The 16,164-nt window shown below is 53.2% G+C and carries 15 protein-coding genes; all 15 read left to right on the forward strand.

Annotation, left to right across the window (positions count from 1 at the left end; translation table 11 throughout):
* The first annotated feature begins 156 nt into the window (after positions 1-156).
* Positions 157-2,244, forward strand: coding sequence for a bifunctional indole-3-glycerol phosphate synthase/tryptophan synthase subunit beta (locus CUU80_RS02095; RefSeq protein WP_100495718.1), 2,088 nt, complete (start codon positions 157-159; stop codon positions 2,242-2,244).
* A gap of 29 nt (positions 2,245-2,273) precedes the next feature.
* A complete protein-coding gene (gene trpA, locus CUU80_RS02100) occupies positions 2,274-3,143 on the forward strand; it encodes a tryptophan synthase subunit alpha (RefSeq protein WP_100495719.1) in 870 nt (289 codons plus the stop codon).
* Between the two features lie 85 nt (positions 3,144-3,228).
* On the forward strand, positions 3,229-4,161 hold the full coding sequence (lgt, locus tag CUU80_RS02105) for a prolipoprotein diacylglyceryl transferase (RefSeq protein WP_100495720.1): 933 nt from the start codon (positions 3,229-3,231) through the stop codon (positions 4,159-4,161).
* Between the two features lie 63 nt (positions 4,162-4,224).
* On the forward strand, positions 4,225-4,890 hold the full coding sequence (gene rpe / locus CUU80_RS02110) for a ribulose-phosphate 3-epimerase (RefSeq protein ID WP_100495721.1): 666 nt from the start codon (positions 4,225-4,227) through the stop codon (positions 4,888-4,890).
* A 93-nt stretch (positions 4,891-4,983) separates the two neighbouring features.
* Positions 4,984-5,247 (forward strand): phosphoribosyl-ATP diphosphatase, encoded by a 264-nt coding sequence (locus tag CUU80_RS02115; RefSeq protein ID WP_100495722.1) that lies wholly within the window; start codon positions 4,984-4,986, stop codon positions 5,245-5,247.
* A gap of 105 nt (positions 5,248-5,352) precedes the next feature.
* Positions 5,353-6,204, forward strand: a complete 852-nt coding sequence (gene hisG / locus CUU80_RS02120; protein ID WP_100495723.1) for an ATP phosphoribosyltransferase — start codon at positions 5,353-5,355, stop codon at positions 6,202-6,204.
* 15 nt (positions 6,205-6,219) lie between these two features.
* Positions 6,220-6,840: a CDP-alcohol phosphatidyltransferase family protein gene (locus CUU80_RS02125; protein ID WP_100495724.1), complete on the forward strand. Its 621-nt coding sequence runs from the start codon at positions 6,220-6,222 to the stop codon at positions 6,838-6,840.
* Positions 6,830-7,804: a DUF881 domain-containing protein gene (locus tag CUU80_RS02130; RefSeq protein ID WP_100495725.1), complete on the forward strand. Its 975-nt coding sequence runs from the start codon at positions 6,830-6,832 to the stop codon at positions 7,802-7,804. Before CUU80_RS02125 ends, CUU80_RS02130 begins: the two co-directional genes overlap by 11 nt.
* Entirely contained in the window at positions 7,804-8,136 is a 333-nt protein-coding gene (locus CUU80_RS02135; protein ID WP_100495726.1) for a small basic family protein, read from the forward strand. Before CUU80_RS02130 ends, CUU80_RS02135 begins: the two co-directional genes overlap by 1 nt.
* 2 nt (positions 8,137-8,138) lie before the next feature.
* Positions 8,139-8,960: a DUF881 domain-containing protein gene (locus CUU80_RS02140; RefSeq protein ID WP_100495727.1), complete on the forward strand. Its 822-nt coding sequence runs from the start codon at positions 8,139-8,141 to the stop codon at positions 8,958-8,960.
* A 131-nt stretch (positions 8,961-9,091) separates the two neighbouring features.
* A complete protein-coding gene (locus tag CUU80_RS02145) occupies positions 9,092-10,618 on the forward strand; it encodes a UTP--glucose-1-phosphate uridylyltransferase (protein WP_100495728.1) in 1,527 nt (508 codons plus the stop codon).
* 133 nt (positions 10,619-10,751) lie between these two features.
* On the forward strand, positions 10,752-12,668 hold the full coding sequence (locus CUU80_RS02150) for a helix-turn-helix transcriptional regulator (RefSeq protein WP_100495729.1): 1,917 nt from the start codon (positions 10,752-10,754) through the stop codon (positions 12,666-12,668).
* A 13-nt stretch (positions 12,669-12,681) separates the two neighbouring features.
* Positions 12,682-12,999, forward strand: a complete 318-nt coding sequence (locus tag CUU80_RS02155) for a hypothetical protein (protein ID WP_100495730.1) — start codon at positions 12,682-12,684, stop codon at positions 12,997-12,999.
* A gap of 56 nt (positions 13,000-13,055) precedes the next feature.
* Complete coding sequence (locus CUU80_RS02160) at positions 13,056-15,653, forward strand: DEAD/DEAH box helicase (protein WP_100495731.1); 2,598 nt, start codon at positions 13,056-13,058, stop codon at positions 15,651-15,653.
* A gap of 162 nt (positions 15,654-15,815) precedes the next feature.
* Positions 15,816-16,163 (forward strand): RNA polymerase-binding protein RbpA, encoded by a 348-nt coding sequence (locus CUU80_RS02165; protein WP_100495732.1) that lies wholly within the window; start codon positions 15,816-15,818, stop codon positions 16,161-16,163.
* The last annotated feature ends 1 nt before the right edge of the window (position 16,164 follow it).

Below are 16,164 nucleotides of genomic sequence, written 5' to 3' on the forward strand. Positions count from 1 at the left end.
GAATATTTCGCTTCGGACGAGGCCCCATCACCTGCCAGAACCAGTATCTGCATTCGGACCATTACGAGCGATAGCCCAAAATGTAGGACAGGGCAAACTGGCCGGGCAGACCATGGCTAGAGTGTCGCATGATCGATCACCAACAAAGGGAGGATCATGTCGGTTTTGGACGAACTGGTAGCGGGCGCGCTGGAAGATCAGCAGACCCGCGAGCGTACCGTGTCACTGGAGGAAGTGAAAAAGGCCGCGCTGGCGGCCTCGGCTCCCATAGATGCGACGCGATGGCTTAAGCGCACGGATGGCATTCCGGTGATTGCCGAGATCAAGCGCGCCTCCCCGTCCAAGGGCCATCTGTCCGATATCCCGGATCCTGCCGGTTTGGCCCGCGAATATGAGAAGGGCGGCGCAAGTGCTATCTCTGTGCTGACTGAAGGCCGCCGTTTTCTCGGCTCACTTGACGATTTGGACAAGGTACGCGCCGCCGTGCATATCCCGGTATTGCGCAAGGACTTCATCGTCACCGATTATCAGATCTACGAGGCTCGTGCACACGGCGCTGATCTGGTGCTGCTTATTGTGGCAGCGCTCGATGATACCAAGCTCAAACATCTACTTGATCTTGCGCATGAACTGGGTATGACCGTACTCGTGGAGACCCATACCCGTGAGGAAATCGAACGTGCGCGCAAGGCCGGTGCCCGCGTGATCGGTATCAATGCACGCAACCTGAAGAACCTGCGTGTGGATGTCAACAAGTACAACGAATTGGCTGCGGACCTACCCGAAGACGTTATCAAAGTGGCGGAATCCGGCGTGTTCGGCGCAGTTGAAGTTGAAGATTACGCCCGCGCGGGAGCGGACGCGGTATTGGTCGGCGAAGGCGTGGCCACCGCCGACGATCACGAACTTGCAGTAGAACGACTAGTAAAGGCAGGAGCACAAGTGAAAGCATCCGAGACCACCCCGTTAAGCGAACATCAGGGACCGTACTGGGGACAGTTCGGCGGCCGCTACGTGACGGAAGCCCTGATTACCGCGCTTGACGAGCTTGAGCGAGTCTACAATGAAGCCAAGGCCGATCCGGAGTTCCATAAGGAATTCATGACCTTGCAGCAGCGCTATGTGGGCCGTCCGAGCCCACTGACCGAGGCACCGCGCTTCGCCAAGCTCGTCAAGGATAAGACCGGTCTCGATGCGCGCATCTTCCTGAAGCGCGAGGATCTGAACCATACGGGTGCCCATAAGATCAACAATGCGCTTGGCCAGGCACTGCTCGTCAAGCGCATGGGAAAGACCCGCGTCATCGCCGAGACCGGCGCTGGCCAGCACGGTGTGGCTACTGCCACCGTATGTGCCATGCTCGGCCTCAAGTGCCGTATCTACATGGGACAAATCGATGCCCGTCGCCAAGCTCTGAACGTAGCTCGCATGCGTATGCTCGGTGCCGAGGTGGTCGAGGTTACGCTTGGAGACCGCATTCTCAAGGACGCCATCAACGAAGCCCTGCGAGACTGGGTGACCAACGTCAAAGATACGCATTATCTGCTCGGCACGGTGGCCGGACCGCACCCGTTCCCGGCTATGGTACGCGATTTCCAGAAGATCATTGGTGAGGAAGCCAAGGAACAGCTCAAGGACTGGTATGGCATTGACCATCCAGACGCGATTTGCGCCTGCGTGGGCGGCGGCTCCAACGCCATTGGCGTGATGAACGCGTTCCTCGATGACGACCGAGTGAATCTGTATGGTTACGAGGCCGGCGGCAACGGCCCTGAATCCGGCAGGCACGCCATCCGCTTTGCCCCCGGCACCGGTCAGCTCGGTATGTTCCAAGGGGCCAAGAGCTACCTGCTGGAGACCGATGAAGGCCAGACCCTCGACACCTACTCCATCTCCGCCGGCCTCGATTACGCATCCGTTGGCCCTGAGCACGCATGGCTCAAAGACATTGGCCGCGTGAATTATTCCTGGGCCACCGATGAGGAGGCCATGAACGCCTTCCGCGACCTGAGCCAGACCGAGGGCATCATTCCCGCCATCGAAAGTTCTCATGCCGTCGCTGGCGCGTACAAAGCTGCCGCCGACCTCAAAGCCAAGGGTTATGACAAGGCCGTGATGATCATCAACATTTCTGGTCGTGGTGACAAGGACATGGCCACCGCGGGCAAGTGGTTCGGTTACCTGACCGACGATCAGGCCAAGGCCTTGGACGTCACCGGTGCACACGGCAACACCGTGGCATGATCCAAAGAATGCGTTAGGAGAAATACATTATGACCAACACAGCAACCACGCCATCAGGTCAGCCGTTAGGCATCAGTCACAAGCTCAGTCAGACCGAGGCGATGTTCACCAAGTTCAAGGCTCAAAACAAGCCGGCATTTATCGGCTATCTGCCATACGGTTTCCCGAATCCCGAGGTAAGTCTTGATGCATTGCGGACCATGGTCGAGCATGGTGTCGATGCCGTCGAAATCGGATTGCCCTACTCCGACCCGGTGATGGACGGTCCGGTGATTCAAGCAGCGTCTTCCATCGCTCTTAAGAACGGCGAGACCATCAAGCGTGTGTTTGAAGCTGTCGAGACTGTGGCCAACGCTGGTGGCGTACCGCTGATCATGAGTTACTGGAATCTCATCTATCATTACGGCGTTGAACGCTTCGCTACCGATTTCGAAAATGCCGGAGGCGCAGGCCTTATCACTCCGGACCTCATTCCGGATGAAGCCGGTGAATGGATTGAAGCGTCCGACCGGCACGGGTTGGATCGCATTTTCTTGGTCTCGCCGGATTCCGCTGACGAACGCCTTGAAACCGTGGCACGTAATGCGCGCGGCTTCGTCTACGCGGCCGCTCGCATGGGTGTGACCGGTGAGCGTTCAACCATTGATGCATCCCCGGAGATGCTTGTGGAACGCACTAGGAAGGCCGGTGCCAAGAATGTATGTGTCGGCATCGGTGTATCCACCGCGGAACAAGGCGCTCAAGTCGGTTCCTATGCGGACGGCGTGATCGTAGGCTCCGCGCTCGTGCACACTTTGCTTGCAGACGATAATAAGACCGCTCGTGACACCACTGAAGGCCTCAGGCTTTTGGCTGCCAAGGCCGAGGAACTTGCGGAGGGCATCCATAACGCCCGTTGACGGTGCGCCTGCTCCCGTTTCGTGCATGACGCGGTAGGGTAGTGGCGTACATCAACGAGCATGACCACCAGCAATACGAGGCAATATGAATCTGGCTTATATTCCTTCGCCGACCTTCTCCAAATTCCAGGTCGGTCCACTCACCATCCACATGTATGCCATCTGCATCTTGATTGGCATATGCGTGGCCGTGTGGATTCTCACGACACGGTGGAAACGGTACGGCGGTAATTTCGACCAGATTCTTGACACTACGCTGGTAACCGTGCCATGCGCACTGGTCGGCGCGCGTCTTTACCACTGCATCACCACGCCGAGCGCCTACTTCCCGCCTACCGGTGAACTGGTGAACATCCTCAAGGTGTGGGAAGGCGGCATGGCCATCTTCGGGGGCATTTCCGTAGGTGCGCTGACCGCCTTCCTATGGTGCCGGCATAGGCATTACCCGTTTGGTATCTTCGCCGATTCCATCGCTCCCGCGCTGCTGGTCGCTCAGGCTATCGGGCGCCTTGGCAACTGGTTCAATCAAGAGCTTTACGGATGGCCCACCAACCTGCCGTGGGGGCTGAAGCTCAACGATGCGGATGCTATCGGCAAATCCGAGATCTGCTACAACGGCTCCCAATGCCCTGACTACACCACCACTTTGTTCCATCCCACTTTCCTGTACGAGATGATCTGGAACCTCATCGGTGCCGCATTGATCGTCTTTCTTGGGCGTAAGCTGGCCAACCGTCTTCAGGCCGGACAACAATTTGCCATGTACATGATGTGGTACGGACTAGGTCGTACTTGGATCGAGAACGTGCGCATCAACTACTCCACGGTGATTCTGGGTCTGCGAACCAACGTTTGGACAGCCATCATCGTGTTTGTTGCCGGTTGCATCCTCTTCGTGGTGCTCTACCAGTATGGACCGGATGTAGAAGCCCAGGCACGCAGACTGCAGGAGGTCACCGCGGACGAACTCGAACGCCAACGCATCGAAGAAGAAAAGAACAAGCAAAAGAACCGTTAACAATAATGCACAAAGCGGGCGGCACACAGTGCAAGTCCGATTTGAAAGATAAGGTAGTAAACCATGAGTATTGCAATTGCCCCCAGCATCCTGTCCGCCGATTTCTGCAACCTTGAGCGTGATCTCAAGGCCATCTCCAATGCTGATCTGGTCCACGTCGATGTGATGGATCATCATTTCGTGCCGAACCTGACCCTCGGCGAGCCGATCGTGGGTCGAATCTGCCAGGTCACCGACCTGCCCGTGGACGTGCACCTCATGATTGAAGATCCGGACCGTTGGGCTCCCGAATACGCTAAGCTGGGTGCTGCTTCCGTTTCCTTCCACATGGGTGCCACTCATGCCCCAGTGCGTCTCGCTCGCCAGCTGCGTGACATGGGTTGCAAGGCTTGCTTCGCGGTGCGTCCGGCTGAACCGGTCGAACCCATCTTTGATATTCTCGACGAATTCGACATGGTTCTTGTCATGACCGTGGAACCCGGCTTCGGTGGCCAGAAGTTCCTCGACAACCAGATGGCCAAGGTCCGTCGCCTACGTGATGAGATCACCCGCCGCGGTCTTAAGACCCGCATTCAGGTCGATGGCGGCGTGAGCCCCAAGACCGCGCACATCGTGGCCGAAGCAGGCGCCGACGTGCTCGTGGCTGGTTCGGCTGTCTACGGTGCCGAAAGCCCCGCTCAGGCCATCGACGACATTCGCGCCAAGGCCGAGGCCGCTTACAAGGACTGAATTGTTGCGACATGGGCATGGACCATCGTTCACAACTGGCGCCATGCTCATACAGTATGCAAAACCATATACAATCCCAAGGAAACATGAATAATGAAGACGTTTGAATCCCTGTTCGCTGAACTGAGCGAAAAAGCCCAGACCCGTCCCGAAGGCTCCTTGACCGTTGACGAACTTGACAAGGGTACCCACTTCATCGGCAAGAAGATCGTCGAAGAAGCCTCCGAAACTTGGATGGCCGCCGAATATGAAGGTGCTGATCGCACTGCAGAGGAAATGAGCCAGCTTATCTACCATGTACAGGTCATGATGATCAAGCATGGTTTGACTCTTGAGGACGTATACAAGCACCTGTGAGCACTGTCAGTGGGCGAGGTCTGAGATACTCCGTCCTCGCCCACTATAATCATCACACCAATCAATCGCGCTGAACCAGACTCCCGTCAGAGGAGAGGAGCACTCATGCTGAGAATCGCTGTACCAAACAAGGGCATGCTTTCCGAGCCTGCATGGAACATGCTGGCTGAAGCCGGTTACCGTTTGCGCACCAATCCGCGCCAGCTCGTTGTCCAGGATCCGGACAACGACATCGAGCTGTTCTATTTGCGTCCGCTTGATATTGCCGTATATGTGGGACGCGGAGCTATTGACGTAGGCATCACCGGCGAGGATTTGCTGAAGAACTCCGGTACGGAAGCCATCGAGCACCTGCCGCTGGGCTTTGGTGCCTCCACCTTCCGCTTCGCCGCACCGAACGAATCCCCGATCTCCAAGCTTGAGGATATTCAAGGCAAGCGCGTGGCTACCACATTTGACAAACTCGTCCACGACTACCTCGTGGAGCACGGCGTCGAAGCCGAGACCATCCACTTGGATGGCGCGGTTGAATCCTCTGTACAGCTCGGTGTAGCCGATCTCATCGCTGACGTGGTCTCCACTGGAACCACCCTGCGCAACGCCGGTCTGCGAGTGTTCGGTGAACCACTCATGCACTCCGAGGCATGCCTGATTCGTTCACCTCGTATTGATGAACACGATCCGCGTCTTGCGGTACTGTCTCGTCGCTTGCGTGGTGTGCTTACCGCTCATCAGTATGTGCTCATGGATTATGATATTCCGGTGAGTAAGGTGGCAGCTGCCGTGGCGGTGACTCCTGGTTTTGAGAGTCCAACCATCTCTCCGTTGCATGACAAGCAATGGAATGCAGTACGCGTCATGGTACCGAAGGCGAAAGTCAATCAGCTTATGGATGACTTGTACGAAGTTGGCGCTCGTGGCATCATCGTCACTGCCCTTCAAGCATCACGTATGTAGGTAGCGGCTCTGCGCATGACCAATCAGCAGAATATGAACACGCGCTATAGTCCGGAAGCACGTGATATCTATTTCACCGTGCCGAATCTCATCAGTGCGTTTCGCATTATTTCGATACCATTCATTACGGTGTTGATCTCACGGCATGAAATGCTTGCTTCCCTGGTTTTGATTGCTGTTTCATCGGCTTCGGACGGGCTGGACGGCATTATCGCACGTAAGTTCAATCAGGTGAGCAAGATTGGTCAGATTCTTGATCCAATCGCTGACCGCTTACTGATTTTCTGCTCGATTCTCGCGCTCGGTATAGCCGGTATCATTCCTTGGTGGATGCTGATTGTGGTCGGCTTAAGGGACCTGTGGATGGCTATTCAAGTACTTTGGCTGGCACAGTATGGATACGGGCCTTTGCCTGTCCATTTCGTTGGAAAAACAGGAACCGCGCTGCTGATGATGTCTATCGTGGGCCTCATTTTTGCGGATCTTGGTCGTACCACGTTCTTCCACACGTTGTACCTCGCTGCGCTTGCTGCGGGTATCTGGGGCATTGCTATGTACTGGCTTGCCGGATACATCTATACCCGTCAGGGCGTCGGTCTGCTTCGCAAGGAACTGGGTGAGCGATATGGTGCCTGATACGTCGGCTCCGGTTTCGTTCCCCGTGCCGAAGGAGAACGAACCGGTACGCCGTCGGTCCGTGTTTTCAAGGTCAATCCGCGGCGCGGATTCGCACCATGCGCTCGCTCCTGATGACGCTTCTGCTATTCGAAGCCGTAGAAGACGTAAAACAAGCGACGACTCACTTAGACTTATCGACGATTTGGTGAATCGTCCGATGGATCCAATGTTCTCCGACTCTCGATTGGTCCATGAACATCATTCAGTGATTGTCACATGGGTGAATCGCGTGATTGTTTTCATCATCTGCGTCGGGGTGGGATTCGCTGGTTCCCTGTTCGTACAGCAGCTCCAATCTGATCCGCGCAAACAGGTTAGGCAAACATTGGCGAGTCAGCTGGAAAATCGGAATTCCCAGATTGATGATTTGACCTCGCAGGTGAATGATTTACGCAGTCAAGTCGATGAACAGTCGAAGAGAATATCCGGCAGCGTGAAGAGCGATATACTGCTACGCGATGAGTTGGTCAATGGCACAGTGGCGGTTACCGGAGAAGGAATAACGATGAGTCTGGCGGACCCCATCGCCGCAAGCCAGTCGGGAACTTCCTCCAATCGTGTGGGCACGACCAGTAGTATTCGAGTCGTTACCGATCTCGATTTGCAGCTATTAGTATCACTGATGTTTCAAAATGGTGCTGAAGCCATTTCGATCAATGGGAACAGGCTTGGTGCACAAACGTCTATTCGCAAAGCTGGAGGTCATATTCTTATCGGTATGACTGCAGTGGAAAGCCCTTATTCCATTGAGGCCATCGGGAATAAAAACACGCTTGCGCAAGCTATGAATGAAGAACATTTGCCAAATCTCTACGCATCGTTCAAGGCGGCAGGTATTTATCCGCAGGTGAGTAAATCCAATTCGATTACACTTAAGGCAGCAGTCACTAGCGAAATACAGTATGCGGAAAGGAACGAGTAATGGCAGCCGTTCTAGGTCTGATTATCGGCGTGGTTGTTGGTGTATTCGTCAAACCAGACATTCCCATTGTTGTGCAGCCGTATCTTCCTATTATGGTGGTTGCGGCTCTTGACGCCTTACTGGGTGCTGCCAGAGCCTACTTCGAGCGCAGTTTCTCCGACCGCGTATTCGTGATTTCGTTCTTTGCCAACGTATTGACCGCGACTCTATTGGTATTTCTCGGCAATCAGCTTGGTGTGGGATCTCAGCTGCAAACGGCTGTCATCGTTGTGCTGGGTATACGCATCTTCTCCAACGTGTCCGCTATTAGACGCTTCATTTTCCGGAGCTGACGATGAAGCGAACAAAGCAGTCGAACACTTTACTCGATAAGATGCGCGATCAACATGCACAAGACAAAGTCAACGATCGGATAGAAACCGGTTCCTTCCCGACGGTACGTAAAAAGCCAAAAAAACGTCTGGACCGTGGATCGACTCGTTCCCGTCTGATTTCTTCCGTGCTGGTCTCTTTGATGTGCGCACTGCTGGGATTTGCCTATATGAGTCAAATCAACAACACCAAATCAACATACGAGACCATGGACGAAAGCGAACTCGTCCGTTTGCTCAATGAATCAAATACGCAGATTTCCAATCTCGAACAACGAAAAAACCAACTGAGCAGTCAGCTGGAATCGCTGAAATCCGCGGCCGACGAGCAAGAACAGGCCAAAAAAATCGCAAAACAGAATGAGGAAACCAGCGGATTAATCTCCGGCAGACTGCCGGCAAAGGGCAAAGGGATCACCATTAAGGTGGACCGAGGTACCACGAAAGTGGATGCTTCGATCATGTTCAATCTCATTGAAGAGTTGCGCAACGCCGGAGCCGAGGTCATCGCTATCAACAATGTCCGAGTCGTGGCATCCACTTATATTCAGGATGCTGAAGACGGGCTGATTGCGGATGGCGTCTCCATCACGCCGACATATGTCGTCAAGGCGATTGGCAACCCTCAAGAGCTTTCCAATGCAGTAGACATCGCTGGCGGTGTGGGTGCCCAGCTGCAGGTCAAATACGGCGCGAATGTAGATGTGGAATCCTCAGACAATGTCGTTATCGATGAAGTTCGAGATGCGGTACAGAACCAATATGCAAAACCAGTCGAACAATAATCCGTATGCAAGATGATGGACGTTGCCGTTGCTTTCACTGATATTTCACTATTGAACACGGATATTGTTGTCCTTACTTGCGATAAAAAGCGCTAGACTAGTGCCTTGTCGTTATACGAAAGGGAACTGAATTGACCGAACTGAACGATGAAGCCCAGCTCAATGCCGTTGCCGCCGGCGACGCGGCGCTGGATGCGGAAGCGCTTGCTGAACAGCAGAAGTCCGATGCTGAAAATGAGGTGTTTCAGCATTCCGCACAGAAAATGCGTGATCACGGTATGAGCGAAACCGCAATCAACCAGTTCCATCATCTATATGACGTGTGGCGTCATGAAGAAGCTTCCAGCTGGATTCGTGAAGAGGATATCGAGCCTCTCGAACGAGTGCCTAGCTTCCATGATGTATATGAGACTATCAATCACGACAAAGCGGTCGATGCGTTCGCCAAAACCGCGTTCTTGAAGCTTAACGGCGGTCTCGGTACCTCGATGGGACTTGATTGCGCCAAATCACTACTGCCGGTGCGTAGGCATAAGGCCAAGCAGATGCGGTTTATCGACATCATTATCGGCCAGGTGCTCACCACACGGACCAGACTGAATGTGGAGCTCCCGCTTACCTTCATGAATTCGTTCCGTACCTCTGCGGATACGATGAAGGTGTTGAAGCATCATCGTAAGTTCGAACAACATGATGTGCCGATGGAAATCATCCAGCATCAGGAACCAAAACTGGTAGCGGCTACCGGCGAACCGGTCAGCTTCCCTGAAAATCCGGATCTCGAATGGTGCCCGCCCGGGCATGGCGATTTGTTCTCCACCATCTGGGAGTCGGGATTGCTGGACACGTTGCAGGAGCACGGATTCGAATATCTCTTCATCTCTAACTCTGACAACCTCGGAGCAAGACCTTCGCGTACCTTGGCCCAGCATTTCGAGAATACCGGCGCACCGTTCATGGCTGAAGTTGCAATCCGTACCAAAGCGGATCGCAAGGGCGGTCATATCGTGCGTGACAAAGTTACCGGCCGTTTGATGCTTCGTGAAATGAGTCAGGTGCATCCGGATGATAAACAAGCGGCTCAGGATATTCAGAAGCATCCGTATTTCAATACGAATTCGATCTGGATTCGTATCGACGCACTTAAGGCAAAGCTCGCGGAATACGATGGCGTCCTGCCTCTTCCGGTGATTCGCAACAAGAAGACCGTTGATCCCACCAATCCGGATACTGAAGAAGTAATTCAGCTGGAAACCGCCATGGGAGCTGCTATCGGACTGTTCAACGGAGCCATTTGCGTGCAGGTGGATCGCATGCGATTCCTGCCTGTCAAGACCACGAATGACCTGTTTATCATGCGCTCCGATCGATTCCATCTCACCGATTCGTACGAAATGGAAGATGGCAACTACATTTTCCCGAACGTGGAACTTGACGCTCGATACTACAAGAATATTCATGATTTCGATGAACGGTTCCCCTATGCGGTTCCTTCCTTAGCCGCAGCCAATTCGGTATCGATCCAAGGTGATTGGACATTCGGCCGCGATGTGATCATGTTTGCCGATGCGAAATTGGAGGATAAAGGCGAGCCCAGTTATGTGCCAAATGGCGAATATGTTGGTCCTCAGGGCATTGAGCCGGATGATTGGGTGTGACCTGCTACGCCACGCGGAAAAACAAAAATATACAAATTTCGCGAAATGACACGCAACTGCAAAAAAAGCCTCTAATATATAGGTGTGGGACAACCCACACCTATAACGAAACTTTAACTATACGTGAGGACTAATGGCAGAGGGCACAAGCGGACGTCGGCGTTTTTCCGACAAATGGGGCAAGCACGAGCTAGACGTATTGGCTGTGCTGTCATCCGCGTTCCCGCAATGGCTCACTTCCCGCCAAATTGCGCAACGTGTGAAGGCATACGCGGATTCGTATGGAGAGCTGGCAGATCAAGCTGCCAAAGCGGCATTTGCCAAGCAATTCCAGCGTGATCGTGCCAAATTGGCGGCTATGGGCATCGCCATTGAATCGCGACAACCTGAATATTCTTCTAAATCGGAAGGGCAGGACTTTGCGTCCTATCGTCTTCAGCTTGGCGATGAACCGCGTATCCGTCTGATGTTCGAGCCGGAGGATATGCCGGTACTTGCGGCAGCCAATTATCTGGCTCGTTCTATGTCCATCTCCTCGGAACCGGATCAGTCTCGTCTGACTCAACATGCCTCGCGTACCACGCCGCGTGTGCCCCAAACCCCGATTCCCGGTCTTGGACTTGATTCCATCGCTCCGGGACTGGGTACGCAGCATATTCCGGATACGTTGGTCAAGGTCATCGATTCACGACGTTTCGCCGCCACTATTGATGTGGATGGCGAACACTTGAACGTGGCGTATGCCGATTCCGACGATTTGGCTATGTATGTGTTGGAGCATCCCGGCGCAACCATTGTCAGCCCGCAGGAAGCTGTTGACGCTTACCATCGTCGTCTGCATGCGGCATCCCTGTTTGCGCTGGCCGATGAATCTGCCGGGCAGATCAGCGCTTCCGTTGTATCGCCTTCCATCAGTCGCGATGTCAGTGAACCGGGTGATCCGGAATCCATCAAGGCTCAGAATAAGAAAAATGGTTCTGCGTTCCAGACGGGAAGCGAAGTCGATAGACGACTGCGTTTGATGCTCTTCCTGTCCGCTCATTTGGGTGAAGAGTTCTCCATGAATGAGTTGGCTGAGCGGTTCATCGGCAAAGCCAAGAACGATGATGAGATGAAGAAATTCGTCAACATCATCCATAAGGACATCAATACGTTGACTACGGTGTCTGACGATGGCGAAATGGCAGGTAGTCAGTTCTTTGATATTGATTGGCCTCTGTTGGACGCAGAAGGGATTGTTTCCGCCACCAATTCGTTGGGGTTGGAACGACTGGCTGGTATTTCGCCGCAGTATCTCAGCATGCTGACCGCTTCTGTCAGCTACTTGGCACATTCTCCGTTACTTCCAGACAAGCAACGTGGTCAAGCTGAATCATTGTATGAGCGCCTGCGCAAGCATGTCAGCCCCGGGCAAACTCCATGGCTGAGTCTTACCGGCTATGAGTTGGAGCCCCGTAGTTTTTCCAAGGTCAAGCGTGCCATCAATACCGACGCCTTATTGGATATGGAATACACTGATGGCACAGGACGCACTAGGCGCAAGCTGGTGGCTCCGGCAAAGATTTTTATCGATGAGGGTGTGTACTACGCCGCAATGTATACCGATGTCGGCTCAGCGGCACCCAAAGACAAGAAGGCGTTTGTCTCTAAAGACAAAACTATAGACAAGGCCAATGGCAAGCCACGAATCTGGCAGGTGCTGCGTCTGGCCCGTATCGAGAAGGCAGAGCTGGTCAAGCCCACCAAGCAGCTTGATATTCCGAATATGCCGGTCAGTGAGTTGCGCAAATGGAGCTTTGACAATGGCACCGAAGCGGTGTTCATCACCGATCAGCGGGATTTGCCGTTCACTAAAACCTTGCCCGGCGCGACCATTGAGCCGTATGGAGAGGGGGAGAAGGTGCATTTGACTGTTTCCTCTGATTCTTGGTTTGTAGCATTCTGCATCGCTCATGCACGGCATATTGCTGCAGTAGCCCCGGAAACACTTCGCACGATGATTATTGCCCGAGCAGAGCGTGAGCTGAGTATCAGCGACGACAGCAAGTAGGGGAGAAACACTTATGCCGTGGTGGATATGGCTGGTTCTTGCCTTGTTTATGCTGACGATGATTACTGTCGGGCTCGTTTATGCGGGTATACATGGAGCTCATTCGCTGAAAGACATGGCTCATACGGGAGAACGTGTAGGGGAGCGTATCTCCGCTATGGCAGAGAACGAATTATCTGATCAAGGTCATGAGGCACCCATATTCGTTCAGCCACTGAGCGTTGCACAAGAGCGATATTCGGATGCATATGCACAAGTGCTTCGTCGCAAAGCCGACAAGCGGAATCGTCATATTCAAGCATGGAATCGCTGGAAACGTTTTAATAACTGACCATTTTTGTTGTGCGATATGGATATTGCACAACCGGCATGGGGCGGAAAGGCATCATGGTACATCACCATCACAGCAAGGAAGACTCGCAATCACGTAACCTCAGTCCTTCGCAACGATATGCCACTTTCCGTAAAATACAACGGCAACGTATGTCGGTGGCGGCTCGTTTCGCCGCCACTCTGCCGTTCGAACTTGACGATTTCCAGACTGAGGCCAATGAGGCGTTAGAGGCCGACAGCAATGTGCTGGTAGCTGCACCTACCGGAGCAGGCAAAACCGTCATAGCGGATTTTGCCATCTTTTTAGCTCAGGAACGCAACGTCAAAGCGTTCTACACCACTCCCATCAAGGCCTTAAGCAATCAGAAATATCACGATCTGGTGGATGCCTATGGTTCGGACCGTGTGGGCTTGCTGACCGGCGACACGTCCATCAATTCCGAAGCGGACATCGTAGTTATGACCACAGAGGTCTTGCGTAACATGCTCTATGAGCATTCTTCAACACTGAACGCATTACGCTATGTGATTCTGGATGAAGTGCATTATCTCGCGGATAGGTTCCGTGGCCCCGTATGGGAAGAAGTAATCATCCACCTGCCGAAATCCGTGAAGATCGTAGGACTGTCTGCGACGGTATCCAATGTAGAGGATTTCTCCAATTGGATCTCTTCAGTACGAGGAGACACCAAGCTGGTAATCAGTGAACACCGTCCCGTGCCATTGGAACAACACGTAATGGTACAAGCGGATGAGCATACTGAGCCCGAAGTGTTTGATTTATATCGCAGAGATGCTCAAGGGAACCAGACGCTTAAGCTTAATTCCGAGTTGATCAACCGGCTTGATCAACTCGATCGTAAAGCGGCAAGACGACGCGGCGAAGAAAGGCCGGATAAAAAACGCACGGGTCGCTCAGCCCGAGGAAAGGGCAAAGAGAGACGCGCGGGCCATATGCCAAAGCCCGAACGCCACACACCTCGCCGATGGGCTGTGGTGGATGAGCTGAATTTTCTTGACATGCTGCCTGGAATTTACTTTATCTTCTCCCGCAATGGTTGCGATCAGGCTGTGGAGCAGTGCATTAATGCCGGGCTTGAACTGACAACCGATCAGGAAGCGATAAGGATTCGTCGTATCGTAGATGAGATGGTGGACGGCCAACTGACACAAGATGATTTGAAGGCGCTTCAATTCTCAAAGTTTCGTTTCGCCTTGGAGGAAGGTTTCGCTTCTCACCATGCAGGCATGATTGCCTTGTTCCGTCAGATTGTCGAGCGCCTGTTCGAGGAGGGGCTCGTCAAAATGGTGTTTGCTACCGAAACACTGGCTCTGGGTATCAACATGCCCGCTCGATGCGTTGTAGTTGAAAAACTTGAGAAATTTGATGGTACCGGGCATGTGAGTCTGACTCCTGGTGAATTCACCCAGCTGACCGGTCGTGCAGGACGCCGTGGCATTGATACCATCGGTCATGCCATTGTCGTCGATCATCATGGTTTTGTGCCAGCTACTGCCGCAGCATTGTCTTCCAAGCGTGTATATCCATTACATTCGAGTTTCCGTCCCACGTTCAATATGGCAGTGAACCTGCTGAACTCCAGTGATTACGAAACCGCTCGCGTGACCTTGGATCAGTCATTCGCTCAGTGGGAAGCCAACGAGTCCGCTTGGCAGTTGGAATCCCAAATCGCAACATTGAAAACTGCACTGGACGGCTATGAGCAAGCATTCCAGTGCAGTCATGGTGATTTTCGCAAATTCATGACCATTCGTATGGAGTTAAGCTCCATCGAGAAAGATGGGCGTCGCAGCCTTAAACGAGAGACGTTTTTAACCGATAAGGAACGTTCCGCAGCTTTTGCCGCACTCGACCAACGAATTCGACAGTTACGTCAAGAAGAGCAACAACATCCGTGCCGTAGCTGTCCTGATTTACAGCAGCATCTCAAATGGGGACATCGTTGGGTGCGTGAGAAACGCGAGTTGGAACGTGTTCAGAACCGTTATGATTCACGCACCGGTTCCGTGGCTCGCCAGTTCGATCTTATCTGCGATATCCTTGCCAGACTTGGTTACCTCGATGTGGAGAGGCGCACAAACGGCAAGATCGACATGACTTTGACAGATAAAGGCCATCTGTTGCGTCGTATCTATAGCGAACATGATTTGGAACTTTGCGAGGCGTTACTCGCCGGCATATTCAATAACCTTGACGACAGGGGACTGGCCGCTGTGCTTTCTTCACTGGTCTATGAGGCTAGACGCGGCACAGGAGGCGAACCAAGACACTATCCCGGTGGCATTACCGGCAGAATCGCTATCGCCTCATCTAAGCTTCAAAATATTTGTGCGGATATCAATACGATGTGCGAGGATCACGGATTAGAAGAGTTGCAGCAACCAGATTGCGGTCTCCTTGATGTGATGTACGAATGGGCGGACGGTTCGTCACTCGCCGCATGCCTCTATGGCACAGACATGACCGGTGGTGACTTCGTGCGTACCGCTAAACGGTTATCGGATGTGCTGCAGCAGATTGCGGTTGCTGGACCGTTACCTGTAGATGGGGGAGATGTGTTAGCAGATACCGCGCGCCACGCTGCTGATGCTGTTAATCGCGGTATTGTAGCGTATTCCGGCGTGGAATGAGGGTTCACTGGATTCTCATGAGATGTGACGAAATGGACGTATCGTCAGGTAAATATCAAGAGAGAATAAAATAGTTCAGTTCAGGTGAAACCGGAATATCGATCTCGTCCGAACTGTTACGTACAGTAATACGGTTACATGTGATTCAAGGAGGATGCCGATATGGCAGAACGCAGCCTGAGGGGTATGAGCATCGGTGCAAAGTCGTTGGAGTCCGACGACAATGTTGATTTCGCTGCACGAAATGATGTAGCGTATTTGTGCCCGAAGGGTCATCGTACAATTCTGCCGTTTGCAGAGGGCGCTGAAGTACCGGACGAGTGGGAGTGCCGCTGCGGTTCCGTGGCTCATCGAGAAGGCGATGGTGACCGTGAGGGCGACGAAATCAGCAAACCAACCCGTACGCACTGGGATATGTTGCTTGAGCGTCGCAGCGAAGAGGAGCTTGCCACTCTTTTGGAAAAGCGTTTGCAGATGCATCGCGATGGGTGGATTCCCGACTACGAGTGAT

The organism is Bifidobacterium scaligerum, assembly GCF_002802865.1.
GTDB lineage: Bacteria > Actinomycetota > Actinomycetes > Actinomycetales > Bifidobacteriaceae > Bifidobacterium > Bifidobacterium scaligerum.

Excerpts from the sequence above, each read along its gene's own strand:
- CUU80_RS02095 (WP_100495718.1), top strand. The coding sequence starts at position 157 with ATGTCGGTTTTGGACGAACTGGTAGCGGGCGCGCTGGAAGATCAGCAG.
- trpA (WP_100495719.1), top strand. The coding sequence starts at position 2,274 with ATGACCAACACAGCAACCACGCCATCAGGTCAGCCGTTAGGCATCAGT.
- lgt (WP_100495720.1), top strand. The coding sequence starts at position 3,229 with ATGAATCTGGCTTATATTCCTTCGCCGACCTTCTCCAAATTCCAGGTC.
- rpe (WP_100495721.1), top strand. The coding sequence starts at position 4,225 with ATGAGTATTGCAATTGCCCCCAGCATCCTGTCCGCCGATTTCTGCAAC.
- CUU80_RS02115 (WP_100495722.1), top strand. The coding sequence starts at position 4,984 with ATGAAGACGTTTGAATCCCTGTTCGCTGAACTGAGCGAAAAAGCCCAG.
- hisG (WP_100495723.1), top strand. The coding sequence starts at position 5,353 with ATGCTGAGAATCGCTGTACCAAACAAGGGCATGCTTTCCGAGCCTGCA.
- CUU80_RS02125 (WP_100495724.1), top strand. The coding sequence starts at position 6,220 with ATGACCAATCAGCAGAATATGAACACGCGCTATAGTCCGGAAGCACGT.
- CUU80_RS02130 (WP_100495725.1), top strand. The coding sequence starts at position 6,830 with ATGGTGCCTGATACGTCGGCTCCGGTTTCGTTCCCCGTGCCGAAGGAG.
- CUU80_RS02135 (WP_100495726.1), top strand. The coding sequence starts at position 7,804 with ATGGCAGCCGTTCTAGGTCTGATTATCGGCGTGGTTGTTGGTGTATTC.
- CUU80_RS02140 (WP_100495727.1), top strand. The coding sequence starts at position 8,139 with ATGAAGCGAACAAAGCAGTCGAACACTTTACTCGATAAGATGCGCGAT.
- CUU80_RS02150 (WP_100495729.1), top strand. The coding sequence starts at position 10,752 with ATGGCAGAGGGCACAAGCGGACGTCGGCGTTTTTCCGACAAATGGGGC.
- CUU80_RS02155 (WP_100495730.1), top strand. The coding sequence starts at position 12,682 with ATGCCGTGGTGGATATGGCTGGTTCTTGCCTTGTTTATGCTGACGATG.
- CUU80_RS02160 (WP_100495731.1), top strand. The coding sequence starts at position 13,056 with ATGGTACATCACCATCACAGCAAGGAAGACTCGCAATCACGTAACCTC.
- CUU80_RS02165 (WP_100495732.1), top strand. The coding sequence starts at position 15,816 with ATGGCAGAACGCAGCCTGAGGGGTATGAGCATCGGTGCAAAGTCGTTG.